This window comes from Micromonospora sp. NBC_00898 (assembly GCF_045207895.1).
In the GTDB taxonomy this organism is placed as follows: domain Bacteria; phylum Actinomycetota; class Actinomycetes; order Mycobacteriales; family Micromonosporaceae; genus Micromonospora.
In genome coordinates, this window is the sequence record NZ_CP108775.1 from 1,604,000 (window position 1) to 1,622,099 (window position 18,100).

At 73.9% G+C, this 18,100-nt stretch carries 15 protein-coding genes; 9 read left to right on the plus strand and 6 right to left on the minus strand.

Features of this window, described 5'->3' with window-relative positions:
* Positions 1-2: 2 nt before the first annotated feature.
* Positions 3-245 (minus strand): hypothetical protein, encoded by a 243-nt coding sequence (locus tag OG799_RS07725; protein WP_406044365.1) that lies wholly within the window; start codon positions 243-245, stop codon positions 3-5.
* A gap of 227 nt (positions 246-472) precedes the next feature.
* Between OG799_RS07725 and OG799_RS07730 the strand changes: the two genes are divergently transcribed.
* Together OG799_RS07730 and OG799_RS07735 are read left to right on the plus strand one after the other, a co-directional pair.
* Positions 473-1,876: a hypothetical protein gene (locus OG799_RS07730; protein ID WP_406046232.1), complete on the plus strand. Its 1,404-nt coding sequence runs from the start codon at positions 473-475 to the stop codon at positions 1,874-1,876.
* Between the two features lie 266 nt (positions 1,877-2,142).
* A complete protein-coding gene (locus tag OG799_RS07735) occupies positions 2,143-3,279 on the plus strand; it encodes a SigB/SigF/SigG family RNA polymerase sigma factor (RefSeq protein WP_406044366.1) in 1,137 nt (378 codons plus the stop codon).
* A 76-nt stretch (positions 3,280-3,355) separates the two neighbouring features.
* Here OG799_RS07735 and ctaD read toward each other — a convergent pair whose 3' ends face one another.
* The 5 genes from ctaD to OG799_RS07760 all read right to left on the minus strand — a co-directional run bounded on the left by ctaD (position 3,356) and on the right by OG799_RS07760 (position 9,127).
* Positions 3,356-5,359, minus strand: coding sequence for a cytochrome c oxidase subunit I (gene ctaD, locus OG799_RS07740; protein WP_406044367.1), 2,004 nt, complete (start codon positions 5,357-5,359; stop codon positions 3,356-3,358).
* Between the two features lie 86 nt (positions 5,360-5,445).
* Complete coding sequence (locus OG799_RS07745; RefSeq protein ID WP_406044368.1) at positions 5,446-6,177, minus strand: STAS domain-containing protein; 732 nt, start codon at positions 6,175-6,177, stop codon at positions 5,446-5,448.
* 88 nt (positions 6,178-6,265) lie between these two features.
* Positions 6,266-6,730 (minus strand): DUF4383 domain-containing protein, encoded by a 465-nt coding sequence (locus OG799_RS07750; protein ID WP_406044369.1) that lies wholly within the window; start codon positions 6,728-6,730, stop codon positions 6,266-6,268.
* A gap of 113 nt (positions 6,731-6,843) precedes the next feature.
* Entirely contained in the window at positions 6,844-8,016 is a 1,173-nt protein-coding gene (locus OG799_RS07755; protein WP_406044370.1) for a glycosyltransferase, read from the minus strand.
* A 130-nt stretch (positions 8,017-8,146) separates the two neighbouring features.
* Positions 8,147-9,127 (minus strand): glucosyl-3-phosphoglycerate synthase, encoded by a 981-nt coding sequence (locus OG799_RS07760; protein ID WP_406046233.1) that lies wholly within the window; start codon positions 9,125-9,127, stop codon positions 8,147-8,149.
* Between the two features lie 250 nt (positions 9,128-9,377).
* On the opposite strand from OG799_RS07760, the gene OG799_RS07765 reads away from it, so the two are divergent.
* The 7 genes from OG799_RS07765 (at position 9,378) to OG799_RS07795 (ending at position 18,083) form a co-directional block, all read left to right on the plus strand.
* Positions 9,378-10,409: a Gfo/Idh/MocA family protein gene (locus OG799_RS07765; RefSeq protein ID WP_406044371.1), complete on the plus strand. Its 1,032-nt coding sequence runs from the start codon at positions 9,378-9,380 to the stop codon at positions 10,407-10,409.
* Complete coding sequence (locus tag OG799_RS07770) at positions 10,402-11,490, plus strand: zinc-binding dehydrogenase (protein ID WP_406044372.1); 1,089 nt, start codon at positions 10,402-10,404, stop codon at positions 11,488-11,490. Before OG799_RS07765 ends, OG799_RS07770 begins: the two co-directional genes overlap by 8 nt.
* Positions 11,491-11,526: 36 nt before the next feature.
* Positions 11,527-13,296: an ABC transporter ATP-binding protein gene (locus OG799_RS07775; RefSeq protein WP_406044373.1), complete on the plus strand. Its 1,770-nt coding sequence runs from the start codon at positions 11,527-11,529 to the stop codon at positions 13,294-13,296.
* A 110-nt stretch (positions 13,297-13,406) separates the two neighbouring features.
* Positions 13,407-15,701 (plus strand): accessory Sec system translocase SecA2, encoded by a 2,295-nt coding sequence (secA2, locus tag OG799_RS07780; protein ID WP_406044374.1) that lies wholly within the window; start codon positions 13,407-13,409, stop codon positions 15,699-15,701.
* A gap of 189 nt (positions 15,702-15,890) precedes the next feature.
* Positions 15,891-16,631: a GAF domain-containing protein gene (locus tag OG799_RS07785; protein ID WP_406044375.1), complete on the plus strand. Its 741-nt coding sequence runs from the start codon at positions 15,891-15,893 to the stop codon at positions 16,629-16,631.
* 77 nt (positions 16,632-16,708) lie between these two features.
* Entirely contained in the window at positions 16,709-17,209 is a 501-nt protein-coding gene (locus tag OG799_RS07790; protein ID WP_406044376.1) for a DUF2231 domain-containing protein, read from the plus strand.
* Between the two features lie 115 nt (positions 17,210-17,324).
* The gene (locus OG799_RS07795) at positions 17,325-18,083 is read left to right on the plus strand and encodes a class I SAM-dependent methyltransferase (RefSeq protein ID WP_406044377.1); all 759 of its coding nucleotides are present in this window, start codon (positions 17,325-17,327) and stop codon (positions 18,081-18,083) included.
* The last annotated feature ends 17 nt before the right edge of the window (positions 18,084-18,100 follow it).

Genomic DNA, 18,100 nt, shown 5'->3' on the forward strand with positions numbered 1-18,100 from the left:
GATCAGCACTGCCTGTGGGAGTGGCAGCCCTCCCTGCTGGCCTGCGGGCCGGCCCGCGCAGAGCGGCCCTTCCAGGCGGCGGTGTATCGGCTGGTCGGGCCGCTGCCGGCCGCGACGTTGGGCGGGTGCCGCGGGCGCCGGCGGACCTGGTGGCCGCCGACGCCGGTCCGTCGCTCGCCGCCGCGCTCCAGCGGCGGGCGAGCCTGGCCCAGTTCCGCGAGTCCGTCGCCCACCTTCTCGCGCATGCGGTCAGGTGCCGGTGGCGCCGAAACCCCGTCCGGCAGGGGTTTCCGCCCCCGGACGCGGAACCCGGCGACACGACGCGGCTGGGTCCGGTGCGTCCCGACCGCCCCACCGCGGGGCACCCGAGGATTGATCCTTCCCGTGGGGGGATGCCCCGTTTAGACCGCATAGGGACGGGAAGCCGGGCCGCGTGGTGAGCGAACGAGGCAAGGTGGGGCCGGTGCCCAAGGTGCAGGTGGGGCTCACGGCGGAGGGCGCCGGGCTGGCCGGCGACCGGATAGTCGCGGCGGGCAGCACCGCCCGGGTGCTGGTCGCGGCGACCGCCCGGGCGCTGCGCGGCGACGACTGCGGCGACCTCGGGCACCCCACCCCGCTGTCCCGCTTCACCGGCGCCCCGGAGCCGGTCCGCCGGGCCGCGGCGGCCCGGGCCGCCGGACGGGTCGCCCTCACCCCCGCCCAGACCGCTGAGGTGGACGCCGAGCGGGTGGCGCGCTGGATGGTCGACCAGTACCCGCGGCGGCGCTACCCGGGCGTGGTGCTGGGCTCGGCGCACGGTTCCGCCGCGCACCTGGCGGTGGCGCTGGGGGTGCCCTGGCTGCCGGCCGCCTTCGAGCTGACCGCGCACTGGACCCACGGCGCGGTCGACCGGCCGCGCGCCGCCCTCGACCACGGTGCCGCGCTGGCCGCCCGGCTGCTGGCCGGCAACTCCGACGTGCACGTCCGGCAGGTCCACTGCCCGGCCAGCCGGGGCGCACTCGCCGGCGCCACCGTGACCCTCGCGGTGCGGTGGCGGCGCCTGCCGGCGGCGTACGCGCGCTTCCTGGCCGACCGGCTCGAACCCGGCGCGGCGGTGCTGCTCCTGCGCGACGGCCGCACCTGGCCGGTCCTCGACGAGGGCCTGGGCCACAGCTTCCAGGTCGGCTCTCCGGCCAGCGGCCTCGAACCGGTGGACTTCCACCCGGACGCGCACGCCCTGCGCCAGGTGCTCCGTTCCGCGGGCGGCGACGGGGCGCACTGGGAGCCGCCGGAGGTCTCCGCCCCGCCCGGGCACGCCGAGCACGGCGTGGAGTCCGGTTTCGAGCTCAGCGTCCTGGAGTGGACCGGCCGGCGCGGCGCTCCGCTGCACCAGGTGCTCTTCCCGCAGCCCGACGCGCTCAGCGCCGCCACGGCCGACCTGTACCGGCGCTGGCTGCGGCGGTCCGGCAAGACCGGCGACCGGCTGGTGGTGGAGTGCGGGCGGCTGCTGGACCCGTGGCAGGTGGTCCGGGCCGGGATGGTGCCGTACTGGTGCGAGAACGCGACCCGGCGCCGGGTGGAGGGGGTGGAGTGGTGGCTCGCCGGCAGCGAGCCGTTCAGCTCGGTGGACGTGCTGCCCGAGCCGCCGGGCGTCCGGTCGCCGGCGCTGGCCGGCCTGCCGCAGTGGCTGGCGGTGGCCGCGTTCGGGCGTCGCCGGCGGTCGCTGGACCGGGGGTCCGCGCGGGGCTACCCGGTCGGCTCGGTGCCGACCCGGCGGGCCACCGAGGTGTTGCGCAACCAGCCGTACGACCTGCCGGTCCCGCCGCCGCTGCGCGTCGCCGAGGCGGTGGACGTGCTCCGGGACACCGGCGCCCACCAGGGGTTGCTGGTCTCCTGACCGGATTCGGCCGACCTCCGGCGGGCCGGTCCGCGCCGGCCGGCACCAACCCTGGCGAAACATCCTCGCGAACCCACGGTCCGTGATTGAGTACCTACTGAGCGGGAACACCGCTCGCTGCGACGGCCCGATGACGCCGTGTGGCGAGCTGTCGTCGCTGCTGGCGTGCCAGTCACGTAACCCACTTTCCGGCCCGGTGCGTGGCCCGACCACGCGCATGACCGGTTTCCCAATCCGGGCGGGGGACCTTCCTGAGGGAGGCGCGGATGTTCGGACAGACCACCACAACCACACCACCACCCACCGATCGGGGCCTGGAGGACCTCGACGCGGCGGCGCTGGCGTACGCGGCCCGGATCGAGGGCCTGCCGCCGGAGCGACGACAGGAGGCGCGGGACGACCTGGTCCGCTTCGCGCTGCCGTTCGCCGGCCGGCTGGCCCGCCGCTACCGGGGCCGGGGGGAACCCCTGGAGGACCTGGAGCAGGTGGCCCGGCTGGGCCTGGTCAACGCCGTCGACCGGTACGACCCGGAACGCGGCTCCTTCACCGCGTACGCGGCGATCACCATCGTCGGTGAGATCAAACGGCACTTCCGGGACCGCACCTGGGGCGTGCACGTGCCCCGGCGGCTGCGCGACCTGATCCTGGAGGTGGGGCAGGCGACAGCGGCGCTGACCAGCGAGCTGTCCCGGGCGCCCACCGTCGCCGAGCTGGCCCAACGGCTGGAGACGCCGGAGCAGGAGATCCTCGCCGCGCTGGAGTCGGCGGCCGGCTACAGCCCTGCCTCGCTCAACGCGCCCGTCGGCGGGGAGAGCTCCGCCGAGTTCGGCGACCTGGTCGGCGAGTCGGACAACGCGCTGGAATCAGTCGACGACCGGGTGACGGTCAGCGGGCTGCTGCACCGGCTGCCCTGGCGGGAGCGGCGGATCCTCGCGATGCGCTTCTACGGCAACCAGACGCAGGCGGAGATCGCCGCCCGGTTCGGCATCTCCCAGATGCACGTCTCCCGGCTGCTGTCCCGGGCGCTGACCTGGCTGCGCCAGGCGATGCTGGCCGACGCCCCGCCGCCGTGGCAGAACGGGGCCGCCGAGTCGGAACCGGCGAAGCCGAGGATCTCGGTGCGGCAGAACGGTGACCGGGTGGTCGTCGAGGTCGGCGGCGACGTCGACCGGGACGGCGCGGACCAGCTGCGCCGGGCGATGCTGGAGGCGGTGACCGGGCAGCCCCGCGAGGTGGTGGTGGACCTGGTCGGCGCGGTCGGCGTGGACGCGGGCGGGATCGCCGCGCTGATGGCCGGCCGGGACGCCGCGGCCCGGACCGGGGTGCCGCTGCGGCTGACCCGGGTGCAGCCGGCGGTACGCCGTTCGCTCGCCGCCGCCGGCCTGCCGGCCGCCGGCGACTGAACCTGGCCGGTACGGACGGACGAGGGAGGAAGGGGCCGGCGCTCGTGGCGCCGGCCCCCTTTCCGTTCGTGACCGCTCAGCGCTCGTCCGGGTCGTCCCCGTCGTGCCGGCGCGGGTGCCGCCACCGCTCGCTCTCCCGCCCCAGGCGCTCCGCCTCGGCCTCATCGAGCACGTCGGTCTCCTCGAAGCTGGGCCGACGGATCTCCTCCGGCTCCGGCACATCCACCGGCCGCGCCCCGGACTGCGGCGCGGGGTGGTACTCGACGGCCATGCGGGCGCCGTGCGCCCCCTCGGCGGCCGGCGCCTCGGGGACGTGCGGCTCGAGATGCAGCTCTTCGGCGAAGCGCTGCGGCGGCTTCACGGTGCGCTGCGGCAGGTCCCGGCCGAGGTTGGCGACGAGCTGGCCGTACTTGGCGTCGAAGGCGGGCCGTTCGGAGCGGATCCGGGGCATCCGGTCGAAGTTGCGCAGCGGGGGCGGGCAGGTGGTGGCCCACTCCAGGGAGTTGCCGAAGCCCCACGGGTCGTCGACGGAGACCATCGTGCCGTACCGCCAGGACTTCCAGACGTTGTAGATGAAGAACAGCGTGGACGCGCCCAGGATGAACGAGCCGATGCTGGAGAACGTGTTCAGGGCGGTGAAGCCGTCGGTGGGCAGGTAGTCCGCGTACCGCCGGGGCATGCCCTCGTTGCCCAGCCAGTGCTGCACCAGGAAGGTCATGTGGAAGCCGACGAGCATGGTCCAGAAGTGCGCCTTGCCCAGGCGTTCGTCGAGCATCCGCCCGGTCATCTTCGGGAACCAGAAATAGACCCCGCCGAACGCGGCGAAGACGATCGTGCCGAAGAGCACGTAGTGGAAGTGGGCCACCGCGAAGTAGGTGTCGGTCACGTGGAAGTCCACCGGCGGGCTGGCCAGCAGCACCCCGGAGAGACCGCCGAACAGGAAGGTGACCAGGAAGCCGACGGCGAAGAGCATCGGCGTCTCGAAGGTGAGCTGACCCTTCCACATCGTGCCGATCCAGTTGAAGAACTTCACCCCGGTGGGCACCGCGATCAGGAAGCTCAGGATGCTGAAGAACGGCAGCAGCACCTGCCCGGTGCCGAACATGTGGTGCGCCCACACGGTCATCGACAGCACGGTGATCGCGATGGTGGCGAGCACGATACCCGTGTAGCCGAAGATCGGCTTACGGGAGAAGACCGGGATGATCTCGGAGATGATGCCGAAGAACGGTATCGCGACGATGTAGACCTCGGGATGGCCGAAGAACCAGAACAGGTGCTGCCAGAGCATCGGCCCGCCGGTGGTCGGATCGTAGACGTGCGAGTGCAGGATCCGGTCCGAGCCGAGGGCGAACAGCGCGGCGGCCAGCAGCGGGAAGACCAGGATCACCAGCACGCTGGTCAGCAGGATGTTCCAGGTGAAGATCGGCATCCGGAACATGGTCATCCCGGGGGCGCGCAGCGTGATGATCGTGGTGATCATGTTGACCGCGCCGAGGATCGTGCCGAGGCCGGAGAGGGCCAGCCCGACGATCCACATGTTCCCGCCGACGCCCGGGCTGTGCTGGGACAGGCTCAACGGGGTGTACGCGAACCAGCCGAAGTCGGCCGCCCCGCCCGGGACGACGAACCCGGCCAGCACGATCGAGCCGCCGAACAGGTAGAGCCAGTAGGCGAGGGCGTTCAGCCGGGGGAACGAGACGTCCGGCGCGCCGATCTGCAAGGGGACGATGTAGTTGCCGAAGGCGAACACCAGCGGCGTGGCGAAGAGCAGCAACATGATCGTGCCGTGCATGGTGAAAAACTGGTTGTACTGCTCGGGCGAGAGGAACTGCATGCCCGGTCGGGCCAGTTCGGCCCGCAGGAGCAGCGCCAGCACCCCGCCGATCAGGAAGAAGATGAACGACGTCGCCAGGTACAGCAGGCCGATCAGCTTGGCGTCGGTCGTACCCAGCAGCTTGATCAGCGAATTGCCTTTGATCACGGTCCGGACCGGGCCGGGATAGCCGCCGAACCGGGCGGGCGCGAGGATCGCGGGCCCCCGATCTCGGGCCGGCTCTGTGACTACCCGCTTCGGCATATCTCTCACCCCGTCGTGACGACAGAAAGGACGGGCACGCCTACCCGCCCTCTGTCCATGAAACCAGGCGAGAGCGGAAAATTCGGTCAGTTCGCCGGTAGCATCGCCCAGACGACCTTGCCGTCACCGGTCGGCGCACTGCCCCAGCGCTGGGCCAGCTCGCGGACCAGCAGCAGCCCGCGGCCCCCCTCGGCCCGCAGGTCTGACCCGGTCGCGGCCCGTGCCGCAGCCCGGCTGCCGTCCGTCACGGCCACCTGGAGGTACGGCCACCGCAGGGTCACCGTCACCTGCATCGGCGTGCCGGCGTGTCGGACCACGTTGCCCACCAGCTCGGTCAGCACCAGCGAGGCCGGGCCGACCAGCTCGGGGATGGTCCACCGCCCGCAGGCGTCGGCGACCAGCTCCCGGGCCCGTCGGCAGGCGCCGGCGACCGGCTCCAGCCGGGCCCGCAACCGAGGCGCGGCGGACGCGCCGGCCAGCGCGGTGGCCTCCGCGCAGTCCGGTCGGACCGGCACCACCCGGCAGGCGGTCGTCGCGGCCAGCCAGGCCGCCGTGTCCGGCGGCGGGGCGCAGAGCACCACCGGCACCGCGGGCCAGTCGGCGGCCCGGCGGGCGGCCGCGGCGAACACGGAGAGCGCCAGCCGGTCGGCGACGTCGACCTCGGACAGGTCGACCACCAGGGCGTCCGGCTGGGCGCTGAGGCACCGGTCCAGCACGGTGTGCACCGTGCGCATCGTCGCCAGGTCCAGCGCGCCCGCGAGCCGTACGAGGGTGACCGGCGACTCGTCGCGGACCTCGCAGCTGATCCGGGTCGGCATGGGGTCCTCGATTCCGTCTCGTCGCGGACCTGGGAACTACCCACCGCCGAGTCGGGTCAAACCGGACCAGCCGCCCATCCGGGCCTGGTCAGCGGCGATTCAGGTCATGCGTGGTGAGCAGGCCGAGGGCGATCATGCCGATCCCGAGGAAGAGGTGGAGCCAGTTGTCGGCCCCGTTGACCGGGATGAAGTTCGCGCCGGTGGAGTGGTCGACCACCACCCCGTAGAGCCAGAGCACCAGATAGATGGCGCCACCGCCGACCAGGAACGTCCGGGCGCCGGACACCGTCCGGGACAGCGCCAGACCGGCGACGCCGGAGAGCAGGTGCACGATGTTGTGCAGCACCGAGACCTGGAACAGGCCGAACAGCTTCGCGTCCGACTCGTGGCCGGCGAAGTACAGGTCGCCGAAGTTGCTGGTGATCCCGGGTATGAAGCCGAGCACACCGACGATCAGGAAGAGCACGCCGACGTTGGTCGCGGCGCGGCGTACCGGTGCGCGGCCGTCGGCCGGGTTGCGTCGCGCGCGGGAGTGCGCCATCGAGTTCACCATGTCGGTCTCCTCACCTGACAGGGACCGTCCGGCATTCCCGGGGGCCACCGGCGACAAACGCGCATCCGGCCCGGCCGCGCGAGGTCGGCCGGGCCCGGGGCGGTGGGTGTCGGTCAGGCGGGTTGCAGCGGGCGGGCGGGTTGCAGCGGACGGGCGGCGAGCTGCCGGACCCGCTCGTAGAGGCCGACGTACTGCTCCGCCATCATCGCCGGGGTGAACCGGGCGGCGGCCTCGCGGCGACACTCGTCCGGGTCGAGCAGGCCGGCGGCCAGCACCAGCTCGCCCAGCTCCTCCTCGTCGGCGGTGAGCAGTCCGGTACGCCCGTGCTCGATCAGCTCGGGCAGGCAGCCCCGCGCGGTGGAGACCACCGGCGTACCCAGGGCCAGGGACTCGACCACGGCGGTGCCGCCGGGCTCCTCCCAGCGCAGCGGGAAGAGCGAGGCGCGGGCGCCGGCGAGCAGGTCGTCGCGCTCCTGCCCGGCGACGGTGCCGACCCAGCGGACCAGGTCGCCGTCGACGTGCGGCGCGACGTGGTCGTAGAAGAACCGCACGTCCGGGTTCTGCCGGGCCTCGTCGCCGGCCGTGGCCAGGTCCTCCGGCCGGTGGTACGGCCCGACCGGCCCGGCCAGCACCAGCGGGAAGCCCACCTGCTGGGCCAGCCGAACGCCCAGGTCCTGGCCCTTGCCCGGGTTGATCCGGCCCAGGATGATCACGTAGTCGCCCGTGTCGACCCGGGGCCGGCGGTCCGCGTCGACCGCGAGCGGGGTGGACAGGTGCACGTGCCCCACCGAGTGGTCGCGCAGCGCCTGCGGTGCGCGGGCCAGCTGCGAGGCGGAGACGCCGTTGACCCGGACCCGGTCGCCGCCGTCCAGGTTGCCGTAGAGCTCCGGGTGCTTCGCCAGGTCCCAGTGCAGGGTGTGCAACGCCGGCGGGGCGTCCGGGCCCATCGCGGCCATGGTGGCCAGCCCGACCGCTTCCACATGGTCGTGCACCAGGTCGATGTCGTCGCGGGTGTGCAGTGCTCGCACCACCCCGCTCAGGTGCGCCTGGGAGACCCCGCAGACCTGGTTGTACGGCCGCTGCAGGGCGTGGAACTGGCCGTCCGGGAAGACCGAGATCTTCTCGTCGACCGGCAGGGTGCTGCTCTCCACCGAGGCCAGTACCACCCGGACGCCGAGCCGGCGCAGCTCGGGCACCAGGGTCGCCACCACGTTCTCGATCCCGCCGTAGCCCGGGGGCGGCACGGACAACCAGGGACCGGCGTTCATCAGGACGGTGAGACTCATCGTGTCGGGTTCCTTCCCTCGGCGGCGCCCCCGTCGGCCCTCCGCGTGCCAGCGACCGGCCCCGCGGGCCGGCCGTCACCGCTGCCTGCCGGTCGTCCCGACCGGCCGTCGCCACCGTCGCCCGGTGGCCTCACGCCGCCACTCTCCGCCGCGGCACCCGGTGCCGCAGCTGCGCCAGCGGCGGGCGCTCCTCGATCGAGACGTCGCTGACCACGATCTCGCGGTCCAGATTGGGCAGCGCCTCGGAACCGCCGCGCCGGAACTGGGTCAGCAGGGCGGCCGGATCGGTGCCCGGGCTGGCCCAACCCCGACGCTGCAGCCGGGACCAGGCGGTCAGCATGATCTGGGCGGACATCCGGCCCAGCGCCGCGGTGTCCTGGTGGCGGTGCTTGCGCTCACCCAGGTCCACCTGGGCCAGCGCGTCGAGGCCGACCAGCTCCAGCAGGTCGATCAGCATCGCCGTCTCCACGCCGTAGCCGGAGACGAACGGCACCTGCTCCAGCACGTCCCGGCGGCCCGCGTACTCGCCGGCGAGGGGCTGCACGAAGCCGGCCAGCTCCGGCCAGAAGAGATTGAGCAGCGGCCGGGCCATCAGCTCGGTCACCCGGCCGCCGCCGTCGGCCTCCACGCTGGTCGCGCCGACCAGCGGCCGGTGGTAGAAGCCCTTGACGAAGTCGACCGACGGGTCGGTCAGCAGCGGGCCGATCAGTCCGGTGATGAAGTGCGGCCGGAACTCCCGCAGGTCGGCGTCGACGAAGGCGATCACGTCACCCTCGGCGGCGGCCAGTCCGGCCCAGAGCGCGTCGCCCTTGCCGGTCAGCTGGGGCAGGCCCCGGGTCATCGCGTCCTGGCTGACCACCTCGGCCCCGGCGGCGCGGGCCACCTGGGCGGTCCGGTCGGTCGACCGGGAGTCGACCACGATCAGCTCGTCCACCAGGGGGAGCCGGTCCATCAGGTGCTCGCGGATCGTCGACACGATCGCGCCGACGGTGGCCTCCTCGTTGCGGGCCGGCAGCACCACGCTGACCCGGCTGTCACCCTTGGCGCGCAGTAGGCGTCGGGCCGGCCAGTCGTCGGCCGAGGTGGTGCGATAGGTGGCCCAGGCCTCCACCACTGGTGAGACGATCGCTTCTGTATCCCGCACAGGCACACCCCCAGGTCGTGGCGGAAACGCGGGGAGGGGATTTCCCAGTACCGGCCCCGCGCTAACCGGATCATGCCTAACAGCCTGATCACGTCCCGGACACCGGCCGGTTCCCGGCGGATGAACGTCTGATTGCGCCGGTCGCCGGGTTTGGTGGCGTGCCGGCATGGGGAGAGCTTTCCGGGTAGTCGTGAACCGTGGCGAGAGGGTCTGGGGAATGCGTGCGTGCCGGGTGGGACTGGTAGGGGCCGGCGGGGTGGCGCAACGCCACGCCCGCGTGTTGACCGGTTTCGAGGACGTGGAACTGCTCGGGGTGACCGACGTGGCCCGGGACGCGGCCGAGGCGCTGGCCGGTACGCACGGCGCCCGTGCCTTCGCCGATGTGGACGAGCTGCTCGCCGCCGGCCCGGACGCCGTGTACGTCTGCGTGCCGCCGTTCGCGCACGGGCCGGTCGAGGAGGCGGTGATCGCCGCCGGCGTGCCGATGTTCGTGGAGAAGCCGGTCGCGGTGGACCTGGAGACCGCGGAGCGGATCGCCGACCTGGTCGAGCGGCGGCAGCTGCTGACCGCGGTCGGCCACCACTGGCGTTACCTGCACGTGGTCGAGCAGGCCCGGGAGCTGCTCGTGGACCGTCCGGTGCGGATGGTCAACGGCGCCTGGCTGGACAAGGTGCCGCCGGTGGCGTGGTGGGCCCGGCGGGACCACTCCGGCGGCCCGGTGGTGGAGCAGGCCGCGCACGTGCTCGACCTGATCCGCGCGCTGGTCGGCGAGGCCACCGAGGTGACCGCGTACGGCGACGGCACCCCGCCGCCGGTCGACGGCGCCGACATCGACTCGGTCACCGCGGCGACGCTGCGCTTCGACGGCGGCGCAGTCGGCACGCTCGCCGCGGCGTGCGTGCTGACCTGGAAGCACCGGGCCGGCCTGGAGATCCTCGCCGACGGGCTGGCGCTGTCGCTGGCCGAGGACGGCCTGACCGTCCGCGACGCGGACGGCGAGCGGCATCTGCCCGCCGACCCGGACGGCGCCCGGGCGGCCGTCGACCGGGCCTTCGTCGACGCGGTGCGGGGGGTCGGCGACGACGTCCGCGTCCCGTACGCGGAGGCCCTGCGCACCCAGCGGCTGGCCCTCGCGGTGGCCGAGTCCGCCCGGACCGGGCGCAGCGTGTCGTTGCCCACCGGTCCGGCAGCGCGGCCCCGGACAGCCGTGGCGGACGCCACGCCGGCGGGGGTGACCGTCGATGCGTGACAAGGTCGTGGTGGTCAGCGGCCCCGGGCGGGTGGAGCTGGTCGAGCAGGACGCCGCCGAGCTGCGCGACGGCGCGTTCCGGGTGGAGACCCTCTACAGCGGCGTCTCCGCCGGCACCGAACTGAGCTACGTCAAGGGCACCAACCCGTACCTCAACGTCTCCTGGAACGCCGACCTCGGCCTGTTCCAGCCGGGGGAGGCGAGCGCCCCGTACCCGGTGGACCGGCTCGGCTACATGCAGGTCGGGCGGGTGGTGGAGAGCCGCACCCCGGCGATCGGCGTCGGCACCGTGGGCGCGATGACCTACGGACACCGCACCGGGTACGTCGCCGACCCGGTCGCCGAACGCTTCGTGCCGCTGCCGGAGGACCTCGACCCGCTGCTCGGCGTGTACGTCGCGCACATGGGCCCGATCTGCGCGAACGGCCTGCTGCACGCCGCCGCCGACCTGTGCGGCACCGACGTGCGCTCGCTCGGCGACGGCGTACGCGGCCGGCGGGTCGCGGTGGTCGGCAGCGGAGTCGTGGCGCTGCTCACCGCGCTGCTCGCCCGACGGCACGGCGCCGCCTCGGTGGTGGTGCTGGACCCGACGCCGCAGCGGCGGGAGGTGGCCGAGGCGCTCGGCCTGGAGACCCTCGACCCGGGGGCCGACGACCCGGCGGTGGTGCTCAAGACCCGGTGGAACCACGCCGCCGGGGACCGCGGCGCCGACGTGGTGTTCCAGTGCCGGGGTCAGGCCTGGGCGCTGCACCTCGCGCTGCGCCTGCTGCGCCCCCAGGGCACCGTCATCGACCTGGCGTTCTACCAGGCCGGTGCGGACGAGGTCCGGTTCGGCGAGGAGTTCCACCACAACGGCCTGTCGCTGCGCTGCGCCCAGATCGGGCGGGTGCCGCGCGGGCTCGCCCCCACCTGGGACCGGGAGCGGCTGTCCGCGGAGACCATCGAGTTGCTGCGGCAGTACGGCGACCTGATCCGCAAGCACCTGGTCTCGGCGGTGGTGCCGTTCGAGGAGGCGCCGGCGCTGCTGACCGACCTGGCCGAGCGTCGCCGGTCGGAGCTCCAGGTCGTGCTCACCGGCTGAGCCGGGGGCCCGGCGGCGGACCACTACGCTTCGCCCATGACCACCGGAGCCGCCCTTCGGCCGGAACCCGCCCGCCCGCCCGGGCTCGCCGCCCTGCTGCCGTACCTGCGCGCCCACCGCGGCACCCTCGTCGTGGTGGGCGCGCTGTCGCTGGCCGGCGCCGGGGCCTCCCTCGGGCAGCCCCTGCTCACCCGGGTGGTGCTGGACCGGATGACCGCCGCCCGGCCGATCGCCGGACTCGTCGTGGCGCTGGTGGCCCTGGTGGTGGTCGGCGCGGGGGTCGGCGGGCTCCGCGACTACCTGCTGCAACGCACCGCGGAGGGGCTGGTGCTGGGCACCCGCCGCCGGCTCGCCGGGCACCTGCTGCGGCTGCCGATCGCCGAGTACGACCGCCGCCGCACCGGCGACCTGCTCTCCCGGGTCGGCTCGGACACCACCCTGCTGCGGGCGGTGGTCACCTCCGGGCTCTTCGAGACCGTCACCGGGGCGGTGATGGTGCTGGGCGCCGGGACCGCGATGCTCCTGCTCGACCCGCCGCTGTTCGGGGTGACGCTGGCCGCCGTCGGGGTCGGCATCGGGTTCGCCCTCACCGCCGCCCGCCGGGTACGCGGACTGGCCCGCCGGGCCCAGGAACGGGTCGGTGAGATGACCTCCGCCGTCGAGCGGGCCATCTCGGCGGCCCGCACCATCCGGGCCAGCCGGGCGGAGGCCCGGGAGGCGGACACGGTCGCCGGCAGCGCCGTCGAGGCGTACGCGGCGGGGCTGCGGGTGGCCCGGGTGCAGGCGGTGGTCGGCCCGGCCAGCACGGTCACCGTCCAGGGCGCCTTCCTGCTCGTGCTGGCCGTCGGCGGGGCCCGGGTGGCCGCCGGGGCGATCAGCGTCGGCGACCTGGTCGCCTTCGTGATGTTCCTGTTCTTCCTGGTGCTGCCGCTGGGGCAGGCGGTGCACGCGTACACCCAGCTGCAGAGCGGGCTGGGCGCTCTCGCGCGGATTGAGGAGATCCTCGCCGTACCGCAGGAGGGGGACGGCGACCGGCGGCCCCGGCCGGTGGCGGTCCCGGCGGCGGCCGGTGGGCCGGCGGCGATCGAGTTCGACCGGGTCGGGTTCGGCTACCCGGGCGGACCGCCGGTGCTGCACGAGGTGAGCTTCACCATGCCGGCCGGCACCCGGACCGCCCTGGTCGGTCCCTCCGGCGCCGGCAAGTCGACCCTGCTCGCCCTGGTCGAACGCTTCTACGAGGTCACCGAGGGTGCGCTGCGCCTGGACGGGGTGGACGTGCGTGACCTGCCCCGCGACGCGCTGCGGTCCCGGCTCGGGTACGTCGAGCAGGAGGCCCCGGTGCTGGCCGGCACGCTCCGGGAGAACCTGTTGATCACCGCGCCGGACGCCACCGACGACTGGCTCCGGGCCGTGCTCGACGAGGTCAACCTGGGGCACCTGGCCGAGCGGGCGCCCGAAGGGCTGGGCGTGCAGGTCGGTGAGGGCGGCGTGCTGCTGTCCGGGGGTGAGCGGCAGCGCCTGGCCATCGCCCGGACGCTGCTGGCCGGCCCGCCGGTGCTCCTGCTCGACGAGCCGACCAGCAACCTCGACGCCCGTAACGAGGCGGCGCTGCGGCGGGCGATCGACGCGGTGGCGGTCCGGCGCACCCTGTTGATCGTGGCCCACCGGCTCTCCACCGTCGTGGACGCCGACCAGATCGTGGTCCTCGACGGCGGCCGGGTGGTCGCCGTCGGCAGCCACGACGAGCTCACCGTGACCAGTCCGCTCTACCGCGAGCTGGCCACCCATCAGCTCCTCGTCAGCTGACCGGGCGCACCGCAGCCGACCTGGGCTTTTGTGGCCCGAACCGGACACGCCGCCGACCCCGGACCGGGTGGGCCGCACAATCGGCCACCGTTCGCGTACCGTTGCCGCTCATGGGTGTGTCGCAACGGGTGAAGAGCAGGTTCCGGCGGTTCCTCCAGCGGCCGGGAACCACGGTCGAGCTGGCCCCGCTGGAGAAGCTGCTGCCGGCCATCGAGGCGCGCGAGGAGGAGCTGACGGGGCTCGACGACGCCGAGCTGACCGAGGCCGCCAAGGCCGCCACCGGGTACGAGGAGATCTGCGCGATCGGCCGCGAGGCCGCCCGCCGCGGCCTCGACCAGCGGCCGTACGACGTGCAGCTGCTCGGCGCGATGGCGCTGCTCTCCGGCAAGGTCGCCGAGATGGCCACCGGTGAGGGCAAGACGCTGACCGCCACCATCGCCGCGTACGGGCACGTGCGGATGGGCAGCGGCCCGGTCCACGTGCTCACCGTCAACGACTACCTGGCCCGCCGGGACGCCGAGTGGATGAGCCCCGTCTACACCCTGCTCGGGCTCACCGTGGGCTGGGTCAACGAGGCCTCCACCCCCGACGAGCGGCGTGCCGCCTACGCCTGCGACGTCACCTATGTCTCGGTCAGCGAGGCCGGCTTCGACTACCTGCGCGACCAGCTCGTCACCGACCTCGACGACCGGGTCCAGCAGCCGCTGAAGACCGCCATCGTCGACGAGGCCGACTCCATCCTGATCGACGAGGCCCGGGTGCCGATGGTCCTCGCCGGCGCGGTCCCCGGCGAGCAGGACCCGGTGCACGCCGCCGCCGCGCTGGTGCGTGGCCTGCGCAAGGGCAAGCACTACACCGTCGCCGAGGACGGCCGCAGCGTCGCCTTCACCGCGGCCGGCCTGGCCACCATCGAGGCCAAGCTCGGCGGCATCGACCTGTACGACTCCGAGCACGTCGGGCAGCTCTCCGCGGTGAACGTGGCGTTGCACGCGCACGCCCTGCTGCACCGCGACGTCGACTACATCGTCCGGGACGGCTCGGTCGAGCTGATCGACGAGATGCGCGGCCGGGTCGCCCAGCGCCGCCGCTGGCCGGACGGGTTGCAGGCGGCGGTCGAGGCGAAGGAGGGCCTGGACGCCACGGTCGAGGGCGAGGTGCTGGGCACCATCGCGGTGCAGGCGTACATCGCGCTCTACCCGACGGTCTGCGGCATGACCGCGACCGCGGTGCTCGTCGGCGACCAGCTGCGGGAGTTCTTCGGCCTCGAGGTGGCGGTGATCCCGCCGAACACCCCGTGCGTCCGCGAGGACGAGCCGGACCGGATCTACGCCACCCGCGCGGAGAAGGAAGAGGCGCTGATCGACGAGATCAAGCGCAACCACGAGCGGGGTCGGCCCATACTGGTCGGCACCCTGGACGTGAAGGAGTCCGAGGGGCTGGCCGCCGGCCTGCACGCCGCCGGGGTGCCCTGCGTGGTGCTCAACGCCAAGAACGACGACGACGAGGCGGCGATCATCGCCGAGGCCGGCGCGTACGGCGCGGTGACCGTCTCCACCCAGATGGCCGGCCGGGGCGTCGACATCCGGCTGGGCGGCAGCGACCAGGCCGACCAGGAGCGGGTGGCCGAGCTGGGCGGCCTGTACCTGATCGGCAGCGGTCGGCACGACAGCCGCCGCGTCGACGACCAGCTGCGCGGCCGGGCCGGCCGGCAGGGCGACCCCGGTGGTTCGGTCTTCTTCGTCAGCCTGGAGGACGACCTGGTGGTCCGGCACGCCGGCGACGCCATCCCGGCCTCGCCGCGGATGAACGCCGACGGCCTGGTCACCGACCCGCAGGTGGATTACGCGGTGGAGCACGCCCAGCGGGTCGCCGAGGGCGTCAACCACGAGATCCACCGCAACACCTGGCGCTACAGCGTGGTGATCGAGCAGCAGCGCAAGGCCCTCGCCGAGCGGCGCGAGCGGCTGTTGACCAGCGACATCGCCGCGCTGATGCTGCTGGAGCGGGTGCCGGAGAAGGCCGGCGAGATGGACGAGGACCTGCTCGCCGACGCGGCCCGGTCGATCGCCCTCTACCACACCGACCGGCTCTGGGCCGACCACCTGGCCGAGCTGTCGGAGGTCCGGGAGGGCGTGCACCTGCGCGCCCTGGGCCGGCTCGACCCGCTCGACGAGTTCCACCGCAGCGCCGTGCCCGCGTTCAACGCGCTGATCCCCGAGATCGAGACGCGGACCATCGCCACCTTCGAGGAGACCGAGTTCGACGAGGGCTGGGAGCCGGATGCCTCGAAGCTGGTCCGGCCCAGCGCCACCTGGACGTACCTGGTGCACGACAACCCGTTCGGCTCGGAGCTGGACCGGTTGATCGCCTCCGTCGGGCGGCGGCTCATCTCCGGTTCCCGCTGAGCGTCACCAGGGGTCCCTTCCGGCGCGCCAGCCGCGCGGAAGGGACCCCTTTGCACAGTTTCGATCCTGGTTTGCGAGGGTAGTAGCCCGAGGCTTTCGAGTCAGGGAGAGACGACGGATGGGACTGGCAATGGCGCCGGACGGGGACATCGCGGGGCGGCACCCGCGGGCGGCGGGGGCCGTGGCCCGGTGAACCTGGACACGCGGGAGCCCATGAGCGACAACCTCGGAGTGCTGGAGACCGCCGCGCTGCTGCGCGAGCTGACCGCCGGCCTGATCGGGATCACCGACTTCGACGAGGCCCTGACCGCGCTGGTGCGGATCGCCCGGGACGCCGTACCGGGGGTGGCCAGCTGCGGCTTCACCGCCCTGCGGGCCGGTGAGCCGGCCGGTGTGGCCGCCTCCGACCCCCGGCTGGCCGAGCTGGACGACCTGCGGTACGGCCCGGACTCGCCGGCGATGAGCGCCATCCGCCGCCGCGAGATGATCATGGCGGAGGAGCTGGCGCGGGAGTCGCGCTGGCCGGACTGGACCACCCGGGCCCGCGGCCTGGGCGTCCACGGGGTGATCTCCGCGCCGGTCGACGTCGACGAGCAGGTGATCGGCGCGATCAACCTGTACGCCGAGTCGGCCCCCGGGCTGACCACCCGGCCCCAACTCACCGCGATGCTCCTCGCCGAGCACGCCGGGCTGCTGCTGGCCGCCGTCCGGGACCGGGCCCGGCAGGCGGCGAAGGCCGGTCAGCTCGACTCCATCCTGCTGGAGGAGGGGGTCGTCGGGCAGGCCATCGGGGTGATCATGACCCAGCGCGGCTGCCCGGCCCCGGAGGCGCTGGACGTGCTCCGCAGCGCCGCCGCCTCGCTGGACATCCCGCTGCGCGAGGTGGCCGAGCGGTTGGTGATCACCGTCTCCCGGCCCCGGGAGAGCTGAACGGCGTTCGTTTCGTCCCATTGGCGGTCGGGTAGCACTCTGAACTGGCGAGCTGCACCGATCCTGGGGAGGAACCGATGGAGAGCCGACTGCGGGTGCAGGGGCACCCCATCCAACCGATGCTGGTGACGTTCCCGTTCGGGCTCTTCGTCAGCGCCGCCGTGTTCGACCTGGCCGACGTGGCCGGCGGCCCCGCCTTTCTCGGCGAGGTGGGCTACTGGAGCGCGGTCGCCGCGCTGGTCGCGGCCGCCCTCGCCGCCGTCGCCGGGATGGTCGACCTGTGGGACGTCCGCGCCGGCCGGACCCGCCGTACCGCCGTCACCTTCAACCTGGTCAACGCCGCGATGGCGGGGCTTTTCCTGCTCACCTGCCTGATCCGGGCCCAGTCGCCGCAGCGCGGCGCCACCGCCGTGCTGCTGGTCACCGAGCTGGTCGCCCTGGCCGTCGGCGGGGTCGGGGTCTGGTTGGGTGCCCGGCTGATGCGCCAGTTCGATCGGGGCCGCGTCGAGCCGAGCGGCTTCGAGGCGCTGGGCACGGTCACCGGCTCCACCGTCGAGATCGTCCGCCCGCCGGCCTGACCGGCCGCACTCCCGGTGCCGCCGCATCCAACGTCACCCGCGACGGCCGTGGCGAGGCGTCGGTGGGTGGGGAATCCGCTTGCCGGATGCCGGGCGGCGGCGGCAGGCTGGCCCGATGCACGCGGTTCGCGACTTCGAGGACCTGATCGCCGAGGGCGCCGGCGTGCCGGTCGACGGCTGGGACTTCTCCTGGCTGGCCGGGCGGGCCACGGAGGAACGCCCGCCGTGGGGCTATGCCCGGCTGGTCGGCGCCCGGATGGCCACGGTCGCCGCCGCCCTGGACATCGACACGGGCGGGGGAGAGGTGCTCGCGGAGACACCCACGCCGCCGCCGCTGCTGGTCGCCACCGAGGCCTGGCCGCCCAACGTCGAGGTCGCCCGCCGGACGCTGCGCCGGGTCGGCGCCACCGTGGTCCGGGTGGCCGGGGCGCCCCCGCTGCCGTTCCGGGACGGCTCGTTCGACCTGGTGACGAGCCGGCACCCGGTGGAGACCTGGTGGGACGAGATCGTCCGGGTGCTCCGCCCCGGTGGGAGCTACCTGTCCCAGCAGATCGGCGCGGGCACGGTCCGCGAGCTGAGCGAGGCGATCCTCGGCCCGCTGCCGCCGCCGGCCAGCCGGCACCCCGAGCAGGCGGTCGCCGCCGCCCGGGCCGCCGGGCTGGAGGTCGTCGACCTGCGTACGGCCACCCTGCGGACGGTCTTCCACGACATCGCCGCCGTGGTCTACTTCCTGCGCAAGGTGATCTGGACCGTGCCCGGCTTCACCGTCGACCGCTACCGCGACGAGCTGCGCCGCTTGCACGACCGCATCCGCGCCGAGGGCCCCTTCGTCGCCCACGCCCAACGCTTCCTCATCGAAGCCCGCCGCCCCTGACCGGACCCGCCGCCCGT

Excerpts from the sequence above, each read along its gene's own strand:
- OG799_RS07770 (WP_406044372.1), top strand. The coding sequence starts at position 10,402 with ATGCGTGACAAGGTCGTGGTGGTCAGCGGCCCCGGGCGGGTGGAGCTG.
- OG799_RS07725 (WP_406044365.1), bottom strand. The coding sequence starts at position 245 with ATGCGCGAGAAGGTGGGCGACGGACTCGCGGAACTGGGCCAGGCTCGC.
- OG799_RS07745 (WP_406044368.1), bottom strand. The coding sequence starts at position 6,177 with ATGCCGACCCGGATCAGCTGCGAGGTCCGCGACGAGTCGCCGGTCACC.
- OG799_RS07735 (WP_406044366.1), top strand. The coding sequence starts at position 2,143 with ATGTTCGGACAGACCACCACAACCACACCACCACCCACCGATCGGGGC.
- OG799_RS07790 (WP_406044376.1), top strand. The coding sequence starts at position 16,709 with ATGGAGAGCCGACTGCGGGTGCAGGGGCACCCCATCCAACCGATGCTG.
- OG799_RS07750 (WP_406044369.1), bottom strand. The coding sequence starts at position 6,730 with ATGGTGAACTCGATGGCGCACTCCCGCGCGCGACGCAACCCGGCCGAC.
- OG799_RS07795 (WP_406044377.1), top strand. The coding sequence starts at position 17,325 with ATGCACGCGGTTCGCGACTTCGAGGACCTGATCGCCGAGGGCGCCGGC.
- OG799_RS07755 (WP_406044370.1), bottom strand. The coding sequence starts at position 8,016 with ATGAGTCTCACCGTCCTGATGAACGCCGGTCCCTGGTTGTCCGTGCCG.
- OG799_RS07765 (WP_406044371.1), top strand. The coding sequence starts at position 9,378 with ATGCGTGCGTGCCGGGTGGGACTGGTAGGGGCCGGCGGGGTGGCGCAA.
- ctaD (WP_406044367.1), bottom strand. The coding sequence starts at position 5,359 with ATGCCGAAGCGGGTAGTCACAGAGCCGGCCCGAGATCGGGGGCCCGCG.
- secA2 (WP_406044374.1), top strand. The coding sequence starts at position 13,407 with ATGGGTGTGTCGCAACGGGTGAAGAGCAGGTTCCGGCGGTTCCTCCAG.
- OG799_RS07775 (WP_406044373.1), top strand. The coding sequence starts at position 11,527 with ATGACCACCGGAGCCGCCCTTCGGCCGGAACCCGCCCGCCCGCCCGGG.